The organism is Massilia sp. Root351 (genome assembly GCF_001425045.1).
Taxonomy (GTDB): Bacteria; Pseudomonadota; Gammaproteobacteria; order Burkholderiales; family Burkholderiaceae_D; genus Rugamonas.
This window is the reverse complement of sequence record NZ_LMDJ01000003.1, coordinates 48,974-66,257: the sequence shown is the minus strand read 5'-3', so window position 1 is coordinate 66,257 and position 17,284 is coordinate 48,974. Positions and strand designations below refer to the sequence as shown.

Annotated in this window: 14 protein-coding genes; 13 read left to right on the top strand and 1 reads right to left on the bottom strand. The window is 69.9% G+C overall.

Annotated elements, in window-relative coordinates; all coding sequences use genetic code 11:
- Nucleotides 1-53 precede the first annotated feature (53 nt).
- The 13 genes from ASD15_RS06615 (at nt 54) to ASD15_RS06555 (ending at nt 15,538) form a co-directional block, all read left to right on the top strand.
- On the top strand, nt 54-2,198 hold the full coding sequence (locus ASD15_RS06615) for a peptidase domain-containing ABC transporter (RefSeq protein ID WP_057154028.1): 2,145 nt from the start codon (nt 54-56) through the stop codon (nt 2,196-2,198).
- Nucleotides 2,171-3,520: an HlyD family type I secretion periplasmic adaptor subunit gene (locus tag ASD15_RS06610; RefSeq protein ID WP_057154027.1), complete on the top strand. Its 1,350-nt coding sequence runs from the start codon at nt 2,171-2,173 to the stop codon at nt 3,518-3,520. The genes ASD15_RS06615 and ASD15_RS06610 overlap by 28 nt, the downstream gene beginning before the upstream one ends.
- Before the next feature lie 130 nt (nt 3,521-3,650).
- Nucleotides 3,651-4,652 (top strand): UDP-N-acetylglucosamine 4,6-dehydratase (inverting), encoded by a 1,002-nt coding sequence (pseB, locus tag ASD15_RS06605; RefSeq protein WP_057154309.1) that lies wholly within the window; start codon nt 3,651-3,653, stop codon nt 4,650-4,652.
- Nucleotides 4,649-5,800 carry a UDP-4-amino-4,6-dideoxy-N-acetyl-beta-L-altrosamine transaminase gene (gene pseC / locus ASD15_RS06600; protein WP_057154025.1) on the top strand — a complete coding sequence of 384 codons (1,152 nt, stop codon included), beginning with the start codon at nt 4,649-4,651 and terminating at the stop codon, nt 5,798-5,800. The genes pseB and pseC overlap by 4 nt, the downstream gene beginning before the upstream one ends.
- Complete coding sequence (pseF, locus tag ASD15_RS06595) at nt 5,797-6,489, top strand: pseudaminic acid cytidylyltransferase (RefSeq protein WP_057154023.1); 693 nt, start codon at nt 5,797-5,799, stop codon at nt 6,487-6,489. Before pseC ends, pseF begins: the two co-directional genes overlap by 4 nt.
- A gap of 26 nt (nt 6,490-6,515) precedes the next feature.
- Nucleotides 6,516-8,078 carry a UDP-2,4-diacetamido-2,4,6-trideoxy-beta-L-altropyranose hydrolase gene (gene pseG, locus ASD15_RS06590; RefSeq protein ID WP_057154021.1) on the top strand — a complete coding sequence of 521 codons (1,563 nt, stop codon included), beginning with the start codon at nt 6,516-6,518 and terminating at the stop codon, nt 8,076-8,078.
- Nucleotides 8,079-8,114: 36 nt separating this feature from the next.
- The gene (gene pseI, locus ASD15_RS06585) at nt 8,115-9,161 is read left to right on the top strand and encodes a pseudaminic acid synthase (RefSeq protein WP_057154019.1); all 1,047 of its coding nucleotides are present in this window, start codon (nt 8,115-8,117) and stop codon (nt 9,159-9,161) included.
- Nucleotides 9,154-10,131 (top strand): Gfo/Idh/MocA family protein, encoded by a 978-nt coding sequence (locus ASD15_RS06580; RefSeq protein ID WP_057154018.1) that lies wholly within the window; start codon nt 9,154-9,156, stop codon nt 10,129-10,131. Before pseI ends, ASD15_RS06580 begins: the two co-directional genes overlap by 8 nt.
- 9 nt (nt 10,132-10,140) lie before the next feature.
- Nucleotides 10,141-11,439: a DegT/DnrJ/EryC1/StrS aminotransferase family protein gene (locus tag ASD15_RS06575; RefSeq protein WP_057154017.1), complete on the top strand. Its 1,299-nt coding sequence runs from the start codon at nt 10,141-10,143 to the stop codon at nt 11,437-11,439.
- Nucleotides 11,440-11,522: 83 nt separating this feature from the next.
- Entirely contained in the window at nt 11,523-12,059 is a 537-nt protein-coding gene (locus ASD15_RS06570) for a GNAT family N-acetyltransferase (RefSeq protein WP_057154016.1), read from the top strand.
- Nucleotides 12,053-12,997 carry a hypothetical protein gene (locus ASD15_RS32185; RefSeq protein ID WP_057154015.1) on the top strand — a complete coding sequence of 315 codons (945 nt, stop codon included), beginning with the start codon at nt 12,053-12,055 and terminating at the stop codon, nt 12,995-12,997. Before ASD15_RS06570 ends, ASD15_RS32185 begins: the two co-directional genes overlap by 7 nt.
- Nucleotides 12,998-13,007: 10 nt before the next feature.
- Nucleotides 13,008-14,165: an N-acetyl sugar amidotransferase gene (locus ASD15_RS06560; RefSeq protein ID WP_082551632.1), complete on the top strand. Its 1,158-nt coding sequence runs from the start codon at nt 13,008-13,010 to the stop codon at nt 14,163-14,165.
- Nucleotides 14,162-15,538 (top strand): amidase, encoded by a 1,377-nt coding sequence (locus tag ASD15_RS06555; RefSeq protein ID WP_057154014.1) that lies wholly within the window; start codon nt 14,162-14,164, stop codon nt 15,536-15,538. Before ASD15_RS06560 ends, ASD15_RS06555 begins: the two co-directional genes overlap by 4 nt.
- Nucleotides 15,539-15,608: 70 nt before the next feature.
- On the opposite strand, the gene ASD15_RS06550 is transcribed toward ASD15_RS06555, so the two are convergent.
- A complete protein-coding gene (locus ASD15_RS06550; protein WP_057154013.1) occupies nt 15,609-17,282 on the bottom strand; it encodes a hypothetical protein in 1,674 nt (557 codons plus the stop codon).
- Nucleotides 17,283-17,284: the final 2 nt, after the last annotated feature.

Below are 17,284 nucleotides of genomic sequence, written 5' to 3'. Positions count from 1 at the left end.
CGCGCCGCCGGCCCGCCTGCGCACAGTGCACGAATTCTCACGTTTCACAGACGATGCAAGAAAAATTCCCCCATACGGTAATCCAATGCCTGACCGCCATCGCGCAGCACCACGGCTTGCAGGTCAACCCCGAGCGTCTGATCGATGACTATGCGCTGCGCGGCGAGGAACCGGCCGGCGCGCGCCTGCTGCGCATCGCTGCCGAAATCGGCCTGAAGGCCAAGCAGTCGCACCTGAACTGGGACAGCCTGCTGGCCCAGGGCGGCGTGTTCCCGCTGATCGCGCGCCTGGACAACGGCAACGCGGTGATCGTGGTGGGCGCGCGCGCCGACGACGCCGACGGCAAGGTGGCCATCCTCGATCCGCTCGAAGAGGCCGCTGGCGTGATGCTACTCACGCGCGAGCAGTTCTGCACCCGCTGGCACGGCGACATCGTGTTCATCAAGCGGCAGCACGCGCTGACCGATCCCAACCAGCCGTTCAGCCTGCGCTGGTTCATCCCCGAGATCCTGAAGCAGAAGGCGGCCTTCCGCGACATCGCCATTGCCGCCTTCGCCATGCACTTCCTGGCGCTGGCCTCGCCCATCTTCTTCCAGCTGGTGATCGACAAGGTGCTGATGCACCAGAGCGCGGCCACCCTGAGCGTGCTGGCGGTGGGCATCGTGGCCGCGCTGGCCTTCGACGGCATCTTCAACTACCTGCGCCAGCTGCTCACCCTGGCGGCCACCAACAAGATCGACATGCGCCTGACGCGGCGCACCTTCGGCCACCTGCTGTCGCTGCCGATCGACTACTTCGAGACCACCTCGGCCGGCGTCATCGCGCGCCACATGCAGCAGCTCGAGAAGATCCGCGGCTTCCTCACCGGGCGCCTGTTCTTCACCGCGCTGGACGCCACCGCGCTGCTGATCTTCCTGCCCATCCTGTTTACCTACTCGGTCAAGCTGGCCATGATCGCGCTCGGCTTCACGCTGGTCATCGCCACCGTGGTGGCGGTCATGATCCCGCCCTTCCAGCGCCGCCTGAACGACCTGTACACGGCCGAGGGCAAGCGCCAGGCCATGCTGGTCGAGGCGGTGCACGGCATGCGCACCGTCAAGGCGCTGGCCATCGAACCGACCCAGCGCAAGCAGTGGGACCAGCGCTCGGCCGAGGCCATCACCCTGCATTTCCGGGTCGGCCAGATCTCCATCGCCGGCAACGCGCTGGTCGACTTCCTGGGCAAGCTGCTGCCGGTGGTGGTGATCGTCATCGGTGCCCAGGACGTGTTCGACCAGACCCTGTCGGTGGGCGCGCTGATCGCCTTCCAGATGATCACCAGCAAGGTCACGCAGCCGCTGATCGCCATAGTCGGGCTGGTCAACGAGTACCAGGAAACCGCGCTGTCGGTGAAGATGCTGGGCGAAGTGATGAACCGCGCGCCGGAGGGGCGCGGCGGCGCCGCCGGCCTGCGGCCGCAGCTGCAGGGCAGCATCACCTTCGACGCGGTGACGTTCCGCTATCCGGGCGCGGCGGGCACGGCGCTGGACCGCGCCAGCTTCACCATCAAGGCCGGCACCGTGGTCGGCATTGTCGGGCGCAGCGGCTCGGGCAAGACCACCTTGACCAAGCTGATGCAGGGCCTGTACCCGGTGCCCGAGGGCGTGGTGCGCTTCGACAGCTTCGACGCGCGCGAAATCGACCTGGCCCACTTGCGGCGCCAGATCGGCGTGGTGCTGCAGGAAAACTTCCTGTTCCGCGGCAGCGTGCGCGACAACATCAGCGCCGTCAAGCCGGACGCCACCTTCGAGGAGATCGTCGAGGCGGCCCAGGCGGCCGGCGCCGACGAGTTCATCGAGCGCATGCCGCAGGGCTACGACACCTTGCTGGAAGAAAACGCCTCCAACCTGAGCGGCGGCCAGAAGCAGCGCCTGTCGATCGCGCGCGCGCTGCTGGCCAAGCCGCGTATCCTGATCCTGGACGAGGCGGCCAGCGCGCTGGACCCGGAGAGCGAGGCCATCTTCATTGCCAACCTGTCCAAGATCGCCGTCGGCCGCACCGTGGTGATGATTTCGCACCGCCTGTCGACGCTGGTCAACGCCGACGCCATCCTGGTCATGCAGCGCGGCAGCCTGATGGACAGCGGCCGCCACGAAGAATTGTTGCAACGCAGTGAAACTTATCAGCACCTATGGAACCAACAAACAAGCCACCTGTAAACGCGCGCAAGGGACGCCAGCCCGACGTCGAGTTCCTGCCCGACGCCGATGAGATCGAGCTGCGCCCGCTGCCGCTGGTGGCGCGCGTGACGCTGCCGGTGCTGGCCGGCGGCCTGCTGCTGGCCGCGCTGTGGGCCAGCATCTCGCAGATCGACATGGTGGTGGTGGCCAAGGGCCGCCTGGTCAATCCGCTGCCCAACATCGTGGTGCAGCCGCTCGAGAATTCCATCGTGCAAGAGATCCACGTGCGGGTCGGCCAGATCGTGCGCAAGGGCGAGCGCCTGGCCACCATGGACCCCACCTTCACCTCGGCCGATGAAGCCCAGCTGCGCGCCCGCCTGGCCAGCCTGAGCACCCAGCAGGAACAGCTGGCCGCCGAGCTCAAGGGCGGCAGCGTGAGCGCCGGCGTCAACGCCGACGGCCAGCTGCAGCAGCGCCTGTCCGAGGAACGGCGCGCCAACTACCTGGCCCAGGTCAACCGCATCGACGAGAACATCCTGCGCCAGCGCGCCGCGCTGGAAACCAACCGGCGCGACCTGCAGGTGCTCAACGCGCGCCTGGCCTCGGCGCAGGAAATGGAGACCATGCAGCAGCGCCTGGTGGACCAGCAGTTCGGCGCCCGCGTCAAGCTGCTCGAAGCGCGCGACAAGCGCCTCGAGATCGAGCGCGACCAGCTGCTGACCAAGAACCGCGAACAGGAAATCCTGAAGGACATCGCCGGCCTGCAGGCCGAGAAGTCGGCCTTCGACCGCGGCTGGCGCCAGAAGACCATGGAAGAGATGCTGACCATCTCGCGCGACCGCGCCGACGTGGCCGAGCAGCTGCAAAAGGCCGACAAGCGCCACGCGCTGGTGAGCCTGCAGGCGCCGTCCGACGCGGTGGTGCTGGAGATCGCCAAGCTGTCGCCCGGCTCGATCGCGCGCGGCACCGAGAACTTCTTCACGCTGGTGCCGCTGGCCGCCGAGCTGGAGGCCGAGGTGCAGATCGACGCGCTGGACGTGGGCTACATCAAGCCCGGCGACCCGGTGCATATCAAGATCGACGCCTTCCCCTTCCAGCGCCACGGCGCGCTGGACGCCAAGGTGCGCACCATCAGCGAGGACGCGTTCCGGCGCGACAGCAGCCAGCCGCAGGCGCCGGACTCGTATTACCAGACCCGCTTGACGCTGAGCAAGAAGCCGCTGCGCGCCATGCAGCCGCAGTCGCGCTTGCTGCCCGGCATGACCCTGTCGGCCGAGATCGTGGTGGGCCAGCGCTCGGTGATGTCCTACCTGATCTGGCCGCTGACCAAGACGCTGGACGAATCGATCCGCGAGCCGTGACGCGGCGCCGGCAACGGCGCCGCCAATTTCCTCCCCGGCGCGCCGGAAGACGCGGCATAATAGTGAGAGAACAGAGTGAACAGCGGCGGTTGCCCTTGCGGCCGCGCGCAGGCCTTTTGAATGGATGACCATGCTGAACAATAAGACGATCCTGATCACCGGCGGTACCGGCTCCTTTGGCAAGCAATTTGTGAAGACCATCCTGGCGCGCTACCAGCCGAAAAAGGTCATCATCTATTCGCGCGACGAGCTCAAGCAATACGAAATGGCGCAGACCTACAACGCCCCGCAGATGCGCTACTTCATCGGCGACGTGCGCGACCAGGCGCGCCTGCTGCAGGCCATGGACGGGGTCGACTACGTGATCCACGCGGCCGCGCTGAAGCACGTGCCGGTGGCCGAGTACAACCCGATGGAGTGCATCAAGACCAACATCTACGGCGCCGAGAACGTGATCCACGCGGCGCTGGCGGCCGGCGTCGAGCGCGTCATCGCGCTGTCGACCGACAAGGCGGCCAATCCGATCAACCTGTACGGCGCCACCAAGCTGGCGTCGGACAAGCTGTTCGTGGCCGCCAACAACATGGTGGGCAGCCGTCCGACCCGTTTCGCCGTGGTGCGTTATGGCAATGTGATCGGTTCGCGCGGTTCCGTGGTGCCGTTCTTCCGCAAGCTGCTGGACGAGGGCGTGACCGAACTGCCGATCACCGACGAGCGCATGACGCGCTTCTGGATCACGCTGCAGAACGGCGTCGACTTCGTCATCAACAATTTCGAGCGCATGCACGGCGGCGAGATCTTCGTGCCGAAGATCCCCTCGGCCACCATCACCGACCTGGCGCTGGCCATGGCGCCGCAGCTGCCGCGCAAGGTGATCGGCATCCGCCCCGGCGAGAAGCTGCACGAAGTGATGTGCCCGCTGGACGACGCCCACCTGACCCTGGAGTTCGCCGACCACTACGTGATCAAGCCCTCGATCACCTTCTCCGAAGGCGTCGACTACGCGCACAACAAGCGCGGCGAAACCGGCACCCTGGTGGCCGACGGCTTCGAGTACAGCTCCGGCACCAACCCCGACTTCCTGACCGTGGCGCAGATCCAGGCGCTGATCGCCCAGGGCAGCCCGGCATGATTCCCTACGGCCGCCAGTCGATCACCGAGGACGACATCGCGGCGGTAGCGGCGGTGCTGCGTTCGGACTGGATCACGCAGGGCCCGTCCATCACCGCCTTCGAGAACGCGCTGGCGCGCTACTGCGGCGCGGCGCACGGCGTGGCCGTGGCCAACGCCACCGCCGCGCTGCACATCGCCTGCCTGGCGCTGGACGTCGGCCCGGGCGACCTGGTGTGGACTTCGCCCAACACATTCCTGGCCTCGGCCAATTGCGCGCTGTACTGCGGCGCCGAGGCGGACTTCGTCGACATCGACCCGGCCACCTACAATATGTGCCCGCAGGCGCTCGAGCGCAAGCTGGTGGCCGCGCGCGCGGCCGGGCGCCTGCCCAAGGTGGTGATTCCGGTGCATTTCGCCGGCCAGTCCTGCGACATGGCGGCGATTGCCCGCCTGGCGCGCGAATACGGCTTCAAGGTGGTGGAAGACGCCTCCCACGCGGTGGGCGCGGACTACCTGGACGGCAAGGTCGGCAGCTGCCAGTACAGCGACCTGGCCGTGTTCAGCTTCCACCCGGTGAAGATCCTGACCACCGGCGAGGGCGGCATGGTGATGGCGCGCGACGCGGCGCTGGCGCAGCGCCTGCAGCAGCTGCGCTCGCACGGCATGGTGCGCGACGCGGCCCTGTCCGAACAGCACGGCGCCTGGTACTACGAGCAGCACACGCTGGGCTACAACTACCGCATCACCGACATCCAGGCCGCGCTCGGCCTGTCGCAGCTGGGCCGCCTGGACAGCTTCGTGGCGCGCCGCCGCGCGCTGGCCGCGCGCTACGACGCGCTGCTGGCCGGCCTGCCGCTGCAATGCCCGCGGCAAAGCCCGGACGGCCGCTCGGCCTTCCACCTGTATCCGGTGTGGATCGACGAGGCCGCCGCCGGCCGCAGCCGGCGCGCCGTGTTCGACGGCCTGCGCGCGGCGGGCATCGGCGTCAACGTGCACTACATCCCGGTGCCGAACCAGCCCTACTACCAGGCGCGCGGCTTCCAGCCGGGCCAGTTCCCGGCCGCCGAGCGCTACTACGCCGGCGCCATCAGCCTGCCGATGTACTACAGCCTCAGCGACGCCGAGCAGGACCAGGTGGTGGCGGCGCTGCGCCGGGTGCTCGCATGAGGCTGGCGATCATCCCCGCGCGCGGCGGCAGCAAGCGCATTCCGCGCAAGAACATCAAGCCCTTCGCCGGCAAGCCCATGATCGCCTACGCGATCGAGGCCGCGCGCGCCTGCGGCCTGTTCGACCGCGTGCTGGTGACCACCGACGACGACGAGATTGCCGGCATCGCGCGCCAGCACGGCGCCGAGGTGCCCTTCATGCGGCCGGCCGAGCTGTCAGACGACCACGCCGGCACGGTGCCGGTGATCGCCCACGCGATCCAGGCTTGCGCCGCGCTGGGCTGGCAGGCGGCCCAGGTATGCTGCATCTATCCCGGCGTGCCGCTGCTGCGCGTGGCCGACCTGCGCGCCGCGCACGCGCTGCTGGACGCCGGCGACGCCGATTACGCCTTCACCGTGGCGCCGTTCCCGGCCGCCGTGCAGCGCGCCTTGCGGCGCGGCGCGGACGGCAAGATGGCGCCGTTCCAGCCCGAATACGTGCGCACCCGCACCCAGGACCTGGAGCCGGGCTATTACGACGCCGGCCAGTTCTACTGGGGCACGGCCGAAGCCTGGCTGCGCGGCCAGTCGCCGCACGAGAACGGCAAGGGCCTGGTGATCCCCGAGTGGCGCGCGGTCGACATCGACACCCCGGACGACTGGCGCCGCGCCGAACTGTCCTTCCACGCCTTCGCGGCGGCGGAAGACTGAGCGCCGCGCCGGCCTGTGCCCCCGTCATGAAGGTCGTCATCCGCTGCGACGCCGCGCCGGCCATCGGCACCGGCCACGTGGTGCGCTGCCTGACGCTGGCCGAACGCCTGCGGGCCGGCGGCGCGCAAGTGCGTTTCATCTGCCGCGCGCATCCCGGCCACATGGCCGGCGCCATCGCCGCGCGCGGCTTCGCGGTCGGGCTGCTGCCCGCGCCCGCCGCCGCCAATCCCGCCCCCGCCCAGGCCGAGCCGCCAGCGCCCGCGCACGCCGCCTGGCTGGGCGCCGGCTGGCAGCAGGACGCGGCCGACACGCTGGCCGCCATGGCCGAGGGGGGCGATGCGCGCCCCGACTGGCTGATCGTCGACCATTACGGCATCGACGCCGCCTGGCAGCGCGCCGTGCGCCCGGCGGTGCAGCGCCTGATGGTGATCGACGACCTGGCCGACCGCCCCCACGACTGCGACCTGCTGCTGGACCAGAACCTGGCCGACGCCGGCGCCGCGCGCTACGCCGGCCTGGTGCCGCCGCACTGCCAGCTGCTGTGCGGCCCGCGCTACGCCTTGCTGCGCGACGAATTCGCGCAGGCGCGCGCCGCGCTGGCGCCGCGCAGCGGCCGGCTGCAACGCCTGCTGGTGTTCATCGGCGGCGCCGACTTGCACGATGAAACCGGCCGCGTGCTCGACGCGCTGGCCGAACTGCACGCGGCCGGCCAGCCGCTGGCGGCCGACGTGGTGGTGGGCGCGGCCTACGCCGCGCACGAAGCGCTGGCGGCCCGCTGCGCCGCGCTGCCCGGCGTGCGCCTGCACCGCCAGGTGTCCAATATGGCCGAGCTGATGGCCGGCGCCGACCTGGCCATCGGCGCCGGCGGCGGGGCCATGTGGGAGCGCTGCAGCGTGGGCCTGCCGGCCATCGTGCTGGCGGTGGCCGGCAACCAGCGTCCCGGCTGCGAAGCCATGGGCCGCGCCGGCGCCGCGCTGTATGTGGGCGGGCCCGGGCCGGACAGCGGCGCGCGCCTGCTGGCCGCGCTGCGCCTGGCCTGCGCCTCGCCATGGCTGCTGCAGCACCTGGCGGCGGCCAGCCTGGCCCTGGTGGACGGCCAGGGCGCCGCGCGCGTGGCGCGCCGCCTGGCCGCACTGCCGCTGGCGGCCGGCCTGCGCCTGCGCCCGGCCGCCGCCGCCGACTGCGACGCGGTCTGGGCCTGGCGCAACGACGACACCGTGCGCCGCCATTCCGGCGACAGCGCCGCGCTGCCGCTGGCGGCGCACCGCCAGTGGTACGCCGGCGTGCTGGCCGACCCCGAGCGCCAGCTGCTGCTGGCTGAAATCGGCGCTGAAGTGGCCGGCGTATTGCGGTATGATCGCAAGCAGAACCAGGCCACCATCTCGGTCTATCTGACGCCGGCATTCCTGGGCAAGGGCATCGGCCCGGCCCTGCTGGAGCAGGGCAGCGCCTGGGTGGCGCGTCACTGGGCCGGCGTGGACACCATCGAGGCCCTGGTGCGGCCGCAAAACCTGGCCTCGGCCGAAGCATTCGCCACTGCGGGCTTCAGCCTGGAATTCGACATTTACCGGCTGCGCATCAAGCCCTGACCGAGCCGTAACCGAGACGTAACCAAGGCATCCACCATGCAAATCCAGAACCGTACCATCGGCCCCGGCGCCGCTCCCTTCATCATCGCCGAGATGTCGGGCAACCATAACCAGTCGCTCGACCGCGCCCTGGCCATCGTCGACGCGGCCGGCAAGGCCGGCGCCCACGCGCTCAAGCTGCAGACCTACACCGCCGACACCATGACCCTGGCGCTCACCAGCGGCGAGTTCACCATCCGCGACGAGAACAGCCTGTGGCAGGGCCGCAACCTGCACGCGCTGTACCAGCAGGCCTACACGCCGTGGGAATGGCATGCGCCCATCATGCAGCGCGCGCAGGAACTGGGCATGATCTGCTTCAGCACCCCGTTCGACGAGACCGCCGTGGACTTCCTGGAAAGCCTGGACGTGCCGTGCTACAAGATCGCGTCCTTCGAGAACATCCACCTGCCGCTGATCCGCAAGGTGGCCGCCACCGGCAAGCCGCTGATCATGTCGACCGGCATGGCCAGCATCGCCGAGCTGGACGAGGCGGTGCGCACCGCGCGCGCGGCCGGCTGCCAGGACCTGATCCTGCTCAAGTGCACCAGCACCTATCCGGCCACCCCGGCCAACACCAATGTGCTGACCATTCCGCACATGCGCAACCTGTTCGGCTGCCAGGTCGGCCTGTCCGACCACACCATGGGCCTGGGCGCCTCGGTGGCGGCGGTGGCGCACGGCGCCACCGTGATTGAAAAGCACTTCACGCTGCGCCGCGCCGACGGCGGCGTCGACTCGACCTTCTCGATGGAGCCGGAAGAGCTGGCCGCGCTGGTGGTGGAAACCGGGCGCGCCTGGGAATCGCTGGGCCAGGTCACCTACGGCCCCACCGAGGCGGAGAAGAAATCGCTGGTGTTCCGCCGCTCCATCTACATCGCGCAGGACATCGCGGCCGGCACCGTGCTGACGCAGGACAACCTGCGCTGCGTGCGTCCCGGCCTGGGCCTGCCGCCCAAGTATTACGATTTGCTGCTGGGCCGCAAGGTCAACCGCGACGTGGCGGCCGGCACGCCCATGAACTGGGACCTGCTCGGTGGCTGATCCCTGGCGCGTGCTGCTGGTGGGGCTGGGCCAGATCGGCCTCGGCTACGACCTGCAGCTGGACGACAGCAGCGTCTATTCGCACGCGCGCGCCTTCGCCCGCCATCCGGACTTCGTGCTGGCGGCCGGCGTGGACGGCGACGCCGCCGGCCGCGCCGCCTTTGAAGCGCACTACCGCGCCCCGGCCTACGCCAGCGTGGCCGACGCGCTGGCGGCCGGGGTGGCGGTGGACGTGCTGGTGGTCGCCGTGCCCACCGCGGCCCACGGCAGCGTGCTGCGCGCCGTGCTGGCCGAACGCGCGCCGCGCGCGGTGCTGTGCGAAAAGCCGCTGGCGCCCGGCCTGGACGAGGCGCGCGCCATGGCCGCGCTGTGCGAAGCGCGCGGCAGCGCCCTGTACGTAAACTATATGCGCCGCTCCGACAGCGCCGTGATCGAAGTGGCGCGCCGCCTGCACGGCGGCGCCATGGCCGGCCCGGTCAAGGGCGTGTGCTGGTACTCGAAAGGCTTGCGCCACAACGGCTCGCACTTCGTCAACCTGCTGGAGTACTGGCTGGGGCCGCTGAACGGCCACCGCCTGCTGCAGCCGGGCCGCCGCTGGGGCGAGGACGACGCCGAGCCGGACGTGCAGCTGCAGTTCGCGCGCGGCAGCGTGCTGCTGCTGGCCGCGCGCGAGGAAGACTTCTCGCACTACACCATAGAGCTGGTGGCCGGCAACGGCCGCCTGCGCTACGAGCAGGGCGGCCGCCTGGTGCAGTGGCAGCCGGCCGTGGCCGGCGCGCTGGCCGGCTACCGCGCGCTGGCGCCGGAACCCGAAGTGCTGGCCAGCGGCATGCAGCAGTACCAGTACCACGTGGCCGAGCAGCTGGCCGCCGCGCTGGGCGGCCGCCCGCACGTGCTGTGCGGCGGCGCCGACGCGCTGGCCACGCTGCAGCACGTGCAGACTATCATCGATGAATGTACCCGCACTTAAAGGACTAGCATGAAAAACCTCGCCATCGCCGGCGGCGCGCCGCTGCGCACCGCGCCCTTCACCCTGCGCCGCACCATGGGCGCCGAGGAAAAGCAAGCCGTCAACGAGGTGATGGACAGCGACCAGCTGTCGTCCTTCTTCGGCAGCCCCGGCGACCAGTGGCTGGGCGGCCCCAAGGTCAAGGAATTCGAACGCAAGTGGGCCGAGCGCTACGGCTTCCGCCACGCCATCTCGGTCAACTCCTGGACCACCGGCCTGATGACGGCGGTCGGCGCCATGGGCATCGGCCCGGGCGACGAGGTGATCGTCTCGCCCTACACCATGTCGGCCAGCGCCACCGCCATCCTGTTCTACGGCGGCATCCCGGTGTTCGCCGACGTCGACCCGGACACCTACAACCTGACCGCCGAGACCATCGCCGCGCGCATCACGCCGCGCACCCGCGCCATCATGCTGGTGCACATCTTCGGCCAGGCTTGCGACATGGACCCCATCATGGCGCTGGCGCGCCAGCACGGCCTGAAGGTGATCGAGGACGGCGCGCAGTCGCCGGGCGTGCTGTACAAGGGCCGCCCGGTGGGCGCGATCGGCGATATCGGCGGCTTCAGCCTGAATTATCACAAGCACATCCATACCGGCGAAGGCGGCATGCTGGTCACCAACGACGACCAGGTGGCGCTGCGCTGCCAGCTGATCCGCAACCATGCGGAAAACCTGGTCGAGGCGCACGGCGTGCAGGACTTGACCAATATGATAGGCAGCAACTACCGGCTGACCGAGCTGCAGGCCGCCATCGGCATCGTGCAGCTGGACCGGCTGGACGCCTACCTGGTGCGGCGGCGCAAGCTGGCGCTGCGCCTGGAGCAGCAGCTGGCCGGCATCCCCGGCCTGCAGACCGCGCGCCTGGCCGAGGGCGCCGAACATGCCTACTACGTCTACCCGATCAAGTACGACGCGGCCGTGACCGGCATTCCGCGCGCGCTGTTCGTGCGCGCCGTCAACGCCGAACTGCCGGCGCCCGGCCACCCCGAGCAGATCGGCCTGTCGCCGGCCTATGTGCGCCCGCTGTACCTGGCGCCGGTCTACCAGCAGCAGATCGCCATCGGCAGCAAGGGCTTCCCGTGGACCATGAACCCCGGCGTCAAGTACGACTACGGCAAGGGCCTGTGCCCGGTGGTCGAGCGCCTGCACGAAGAGCAGATGCTGCTGACCATGCTGGTGCGCGAACCGCTGGAGGAGGCCGACATCGACGACTTCGCCGCCGCCATCCGCAAGGTGTTGCGCCACAAGGATGAATTGCCCACCTGAACTAAGGGGCCATGCTTGCGCTGACTGGGGGAATTGGTTAACCTAGGCGAAAGCATGAGGGCGCTGGCCCGATCGGACACACTATGCAAGAGCAGGAAGAGGAACGTGGCTTGCTGCTGCAAGGGCAACACGTCACGCTGGAGCCGTTTACCGCCGACAGCATCACGCCGGACTATGTGGACTGGCTGAACGACCACGAGCTGATGAAGTTCAGCAACCAGCGCTTCCGCCGGCACAGCGCCGACAGTTGCCGCGCCTACGTGGCCAGCTTTGCCGGCAGCGGCAACCTGTTCCTCGCCATCCGCCACCAGGGCCGCCTGGTGGGCACCATGTCGGTCTACCGCTCGGCGGTGCACGGCACGGCCGACATCGGCCTGATGATAGGACGCGGCGGCGGGGGACGCGGCTGGGGCCGCGACGCCTGGGCCACCATGCTGGCCTACCTGCTGGCGCGCGGCACGCGCAAGGTCACCGGCGGCACACTGCGCTGCAACAGCGCCATGGTGCGCATCATGCAAGCCTGCGGCATGCAGGCCGACGGCGTGCGCGCCGCCCAGGAACTGGTCGACGGCCAGCCGCAGGACGTGTTGTATTTCGCCAGTTTTCAGGCCGCATGCTGACCCCCCTGCCATCCGCTTGTCCGCCGGCGCCGCTGTGCGCGCCGCTGGCGCTGGTCGCGCACGACGCCGGCGCCGCCAACCACCTGCTGGCCTGGTACGACGCCGGCCTGCTGGGACCGGCGCACCGGGTGCGGCCCTGCCTGGCCGGCCCGGCGCTGGCGCTGTGGGGCGGGCGCGGCCCGGTGCTGGAACTGGCGCAGGCGCTGGACGGCGCGTGCGCCGTGCTGAGCGGCACCGGCTGGGCCAGCAGCCTGGAACACGAAGCGCGCCGCGCCGCGCGCGCGCGCGGCCTGCCCTCGGTGGCCGTGCTGGACCACTGGACCAATTATCCGCAGCGCTTCGCACGCGGCGCCGAGCCGGTGCTGCCGGACGCGCTGTGGGTCAGCGACGCCCACGCGCGCGCGCTGGCCGAGGCCAGCTTCCCCGGCGTGCCGGTGGCCGAGCTGCCCAATCTCTACCTGCAGCAGCAGGCCGACCGGATCGGCGCGCCGCCCGTTGCCGGCGCGGGCGCCCCGGCGCGCGTGCTGTACGTGCTGGAGCCGCTGCGCGACAGCTGGGGCGCGCTGCCGCAGCCGGGCGAGCTGCTGGCGCTGGACTTCTTCGCCGAACACCTGGCGCTGCTGGGCCTGCAGGGCGCCGCGCTGCGCCTGCGCCCGCATCCGTCCGACCCGCCCGGCAAGTACGACGCCTGGCTGCTGCGCCACGCCGCGCTGGGCGCCACGCTGGACAGCTCGGCCTCGCTGGCCGAGGCGCTGGCCTGGGCCGACACCGTGGCCGGCTGCCAGACCTACGCCATGGTGGTGGCGCTGGCCGCCGGGCGCCGCGTGGTCAGCAGCGTGCCGCCGTGGGCGCCGCCCTGCGTGCTGCCGCATCCCGCCATCCTCCATTTATCCGCTTTGTTGCCGCACGCGGCCCCTCCGCGCGCTTTATCCACATAGGTGTCTTATCATGATTAATACTTACGGCCAGCCGCTGTTCCCCGACCTGAAGTACTGCGCCCGCTGCTGCATGCCGGAGACCAACGAAGGCATGCAGTTCGACGAGATGGGCATCTGCCAGGCCTGCCAGTCCTCCGAGCAGAAGATCCGCATCAACTGGGTCGAGCGCGAGAAGGAGCTGCGCAAGATCCTCGACTACTACAAGAGCCTGAACAACGAGTACGATTGCATCATCCCTATCTCGGGCGGCAAGGACTCCACCTTCCAGCTGCACGTGCTGACCAAGGTGTACGGCATGCGCGCGCTGGCGGTCACCTTCAGCCACACCTGGTTTACCGAGACCGGCAAGTACAACCTGCAAAATTGCCTCGAGAAGTTCGATGTCGACCACATCATGTTCTCGCCCAGCCGCTCGCTGGTGAGCCGCCTGGCCAGGCAGTCGCTGTTCAAGATCGGCGACGCCTGCTGGCATTGCCACTCCGGGGTGGGCGCCTTCCCGATGCAGACCGCGGTGCGTTACGGCATCCCGCTGCTGATCTGGGGCGAATCGATTGCCGAATCGTCCGGCCGCGCCACCCACCGCAACCCGGTGCGCAAGTTCGACCGCGACTACTTCACCAAGGTGTCGGCCAAGCGCTACCCGGAAGAGATGGTCAACGACGAGATCAGCCTGCGCGAGATGGCCTGCTTCAAGCTGCCGTCGGTGGAGGACATCGAGAAGCTGGGCGCGGTCGGCATCCACCTGGGCGACTTCGTGTTCTGGGACGACGAGCGCCAGATGGAGTTCGTGCGCGACGTGTACGGCTGGCGCGAGGACAAGGTCGAGGGCACCTACAAGAACTACAAGAGCGTCGAGTGCCGCATGGCCGGCGTGCATGACTACACCAAGTTCCTCAAGCGCGGCTTCGGGCGCGGCACCGACCACGCCAGCCAGGACGTGCGCGCCGGCCTGCTGACGCGCGAGGAAGCGTTCGAGCTGGCCAAGCAGGCCGACACCGAACGCCCGCCGGCGCTCGACTGGTACCTCGAGATCACCGGCTTCAGCGAGGACGAGTTCAACACCGTCATGCGCCAGCACCGGGCCCAGGTGACGGCCGGCGGCGGCCTGACCGACGCCGCCTTCAGCGACGCCGTGCAAGCCTACCGCGCCGCGCAGGTGAAGGCATGAGCGCGCGCACCCCGGCCCAGCTGGCCGAGTACACCGCCAGCCAGCTGCTGCCGCTGCTGAAGGCGCGCGAAGTGAGCGCGCGCGAAGTGACCCAGGCCTGCCTGGACAGCATCGCCGCGCGCGAAGCCGACATCCACGCCTGGACCTACCTGGACCCGGAACTGGCGCTGCGCCAGGCCGACCAGGCCGACCAGCGCCTGGCGGCCGGCAGCGGCGGCCCGCTGTGCGGCCTGCCGGTGGCCGTCAAGGACATCTTCAACACGGCCGACATGCCGACCCAGATGGGCAGCCCGCTGTTCAAGGACTTCACCCCCGGCAACGACGCGCGCGTGGTGCACTACCTGCGCATGGCCGGCGCCATCATGCTGGGCAAGACCGTGACGGCGGAATTCGCCGTGCACGCCCCCGGCCCGACCTGCAACCCGCACCACCTCGGCCACATCCCCGGCACCTCGTCGAGCGGCTCGGCGGCGGCGGTGGCGGCGCACATGGCGCCGGTGGCGCTGGGCACGCAGACCGCCGGCTCCATCATCCGCCCGGCCAGCTATTGCGGCGTGATCGGCTTCAAGCCGTCGTTCGGCCTGGTGCCGCGCACGGCCATGCTGAAGACCACCGACACGCTGGACACGGTGGGCGTGTTCGCCCGCAACGTGGACGACGCGCAGATGATGTTCGACACCATCCGCGTGCACGGCATCGATTTCCCGATCGCGCACAAGATCCTGAACGACCCGGCGCGCCAGACCGTCGGCGAGCGGCCGTGGCGGGTGGCGGTGCTGCAGGGCCCGCGCTGGAACGACGCCGAGCCCTATGCGCGGCAGGCGCTGCAGGACTTCGCCGTGCGCCTGGCCGACGTGGCCAATGTGCACGTCGAGCACCTGGTGCTGCCCGACAGCTTCAACCGCGCGCACGACATCCACGCCACCATCTACGACAAGGCGCTGGCCTACTACTTCAAGGAAGAGTTCGAGGCGCACACGCTGGTGAGCCCGGTCATGTACGACATCGTCACGCGCGGCAACCAGCTCAGCGTGGAGCAGTACCAGGGCGCGCAGCAGCAGCAGACCGCGCTGGCCAGGGAACTGGACGCGCTGCTGGCGGCGCAATACGACATCGTGATCGACCTGTCGACCGGCGGCGAAGCGCTCAAGGGCCTCGATTCGGTGGACCGCCCGGACAACAGCCTGATCTGGAGCCTGTGCGGCGTGCCCAGCATCAACCTGCCGCTGTTTACCGGCCCGCTGGGCCTGCCGTTCGGCGCGCAAGCCTTCGCGCGCCGCTACAACGACTACCTGCTGCTGGCATTCGCGCGCCACCTGCAGGCGCAGGGCGTGTTGCACGCCAACACGCCGCTGCCGGCGTTCGCGCGCTAGCGCGACGGCACAGGCCGGGCCGGAGCCCGGCCGCGCGGGGCGCCAGGGGGGCTGCGCGCCCGGGCGGCGCTTACAGGAAGTGGCGCAGCGCGTGCGCCTCGGCGCCCGCTGCCAGGTAAGCGGCGAACTGGCGGCGCCGGAACTGGTTGAAGGCGTCCTCGTCGAGCCGGTACAGGTCCAGCCGCGCCAGCGCGCCGGCCACGTCGCTGCGCGGCATCAGCTGCGGGTCCGACCACAGCGTCTCGGCCGGGCACAGCGGCGCCGCCAGCGGGTTGAGCACCGGCACCTGGTTGCGCAGGCACTCGATGGCGGCGCTGGTGGGCGCGTCGTACATCAGGCACAGGTCCAGTCCCTGCACGAACTGCGGCAGCGTGCAGGCCACGCCGGCCAGCTGGGTGTCGCGCGCTATGCCGGCGTGCTCCTCGATCAGCCCGAACATGGTTTGCCCCGGACGGTTGCGGATCGCCAGCTCGATGCCGTGCTCGCGGCACCAGGCCGCGATGCGCGCCAGCCCGTCCAGGTAGGCCGCCAGGCCGGTGCTGAGCACCCCGCTCAGCGACAGCCCGCTCAGCATCACGCCCACGCGGCGCAGCGGCCGGCTGGCGCTGTCGCCGCTGCACGTTTCCGGATAGGCCAGCGCCTGGCGCCGCAGCTGGCGGCCGTCGGCGCGCAGCATCGGCAAGCCCTGCATCGGGTGCGTCAGCGCCGTCAGCTGGTCGGAATTGAAGGCGCTGCTGATGCTGACCTTGGCGTGCGCCAGCTGCAGCACCGGCACCTGGTGGCGCTGCGCAAAGCACAGCAACGGGCCGTGGAAGCCGGCGTCGTGGTCCGACAGCAGCATCTTGCCCGGGCGGCTGGTGCTGAAATAACGTTCCAGCAGCTGCAGCGTGATCAGCTGCGACTGGTACAGCTTGGCCAGCTGCAGCGCCTGGCGCGCGCGGTACTCATGGCTGGTGATGTAGGGCGCCAGCAGGCGGTGCAGCGCGTGCAGCAGGCGCTCGCCGTGCGGCGCCACCGACGCCAGCCCGTGCGAGGCCAGGTGGTTGTGCTCGACCCGCAGCATCTTCACCTGCAGCTCGGGCTGCATCGGCACGCCCCAGTACTTCGGCTCGATGTTGATGCTGCGCTTGCCGGCCGCCTTCAGCTCGGCCGCGAAATAGGGCGCGTCGTAGAAGCAGGTCGGCAAATGGGTCAGCACGTCGTAGCGCCCGGCGCGGCCCAGCAGGTCCGGCACCACGTCCGACTCGTCGGCGCGCTCGCCGTAATGGCTGGCCTGCGCCGCCATGCCCCAGCCTTGCAGCCGTTCCATGAGCAGCAGCGCCGGCAGGAAAGACGGCCAGTAGAAATTGGCCGGGTTGTCGTTTACCGGCAGGTGCAGCGTGTGGCCGGCGAAGCGCTCGCGCAGCGCGTCCCACAGCTGGCTGTACCACAGGTAGCTGATGAAGAAATAGTACAGGTTCAGCGCCTGCCAGCCGCGCAGCGACACGTCGCCCAGCATCTCGGCCATGTCGCGCATCAGCTCCTCTTCCAGCGCGGCGGCCAGCGCGCGCGCCTGCGGGTCGAGCAGCGCGTAGTCCGGCAGCGCGTCCGGCAGCACCAGCTCCGGCTGGCGCAGCTCGCTGCCGGCCAGCACGTCGGCCAGGGTCGGGTCGAAATACCAGGTGCGGTAGTCGTCGCCCACGCCGTCCGGCACCCGGGCGGCGGCCACGTCGTACGACGAAATGACGAGCAGGATGTGCGCCATCG

What these genes read in the sequence shown, in the direction of transcription:
- pseF (WP_057154023.1), top strand. Translation starts at nt 5,797, where the DNA reads ATGAGGCTGGCGATCATCCCCGCGCGCGGCGGCAGCAAGCGCATTCCG.
- pseI (WP_057154019.1), top strand. Translation starts at nt 8,115, where the DNA reads ATGCAAATCCAGAACCGTACCATCGGCCCCGGCGCCGCTCCCTTCATC.
- ASD15_RS06570 (WP_057154016.1), top strand. Translation starts at nt 11,523, where the DNA reads ATGCAAGAGCAGGAAGAGGAACGTGGCTTGCTGCTGCAAGGGCAACAC.
- pseC (WP_057154025.1), top strand. Translation starts at nt 4,649, where the DNA reads ATGATTCCCTACGGCCGCCAGTCGATCACCGAGGACGACATCGCGGCG.
- ASD15_RS06555 (WP_057154014.1), top strand. Translation starts at nt 14,162, where the DNA reads ATGAGCGCGCGCACCCCGGCCCAGCTGGCCGAGTACACCGCCAGCCAG.
- ASD15_RS32185 (WP_057154015.1), top strand. Translation starts at nt 12,053, where the DNA reads ATGCTGACCCCCCTGCCATCCGCTTGTCCGCCGGCGCCGCTGTGCGCG.
- ASD15_RS06560 (WP_082551632.1), top strand. Translation starts at nt 13,008, where the DNA reads ATGATTAATACTTACGGCCAGCCGCTGTTCCCCGACCTGAAGTACTGC.
- pseB (WP_057154309.1), top strand. Translation starts at nt 3,651, where the DNA reads ATGCTGAACAATAAGACGATCCTGATCACCGGCGGTACCGGCTCCTTT.
- ASD15_RS06550 (WP_057154013.1), bottom strand. Translation starts at nt 17,282, where the DNA reads ATGGCGCACATCCTGCTCGTCATTTCGTCGTACGACGTGGCCGCCGCC.
- ASD15_RS06615 (WP_057154028.1), top strand. Translation starts at nt 54, where the DNA reads ATGCAAGAAAAATTCCCCCATACGGTAATCCAATGCCTGACCGCCATC.
- ASD15_RS06575 (WP_057154017.1), top strand. Translation starts at nt 10,141, where the DNA reads ATGAAAAACCTCGCCATCGCCGGCGGCGCGCCGCTGCGCACCGCGCCC.
- ASD15_RS06610 (WP_057154027.1), top strand. Translation starts at nt 2,171, where the DNA reads ATGGAACCAACAAACAAGCCACCTGTAAACGCGCGCAAGGGACGCCAG.
- pseG (WP_057154021.1), top strand. Translation starts at nt 6,516, where the DNA reads ATGAAGGTCGTCATCCGCTGCGACGCCGCGCCGGCCATCGGCACCGGC.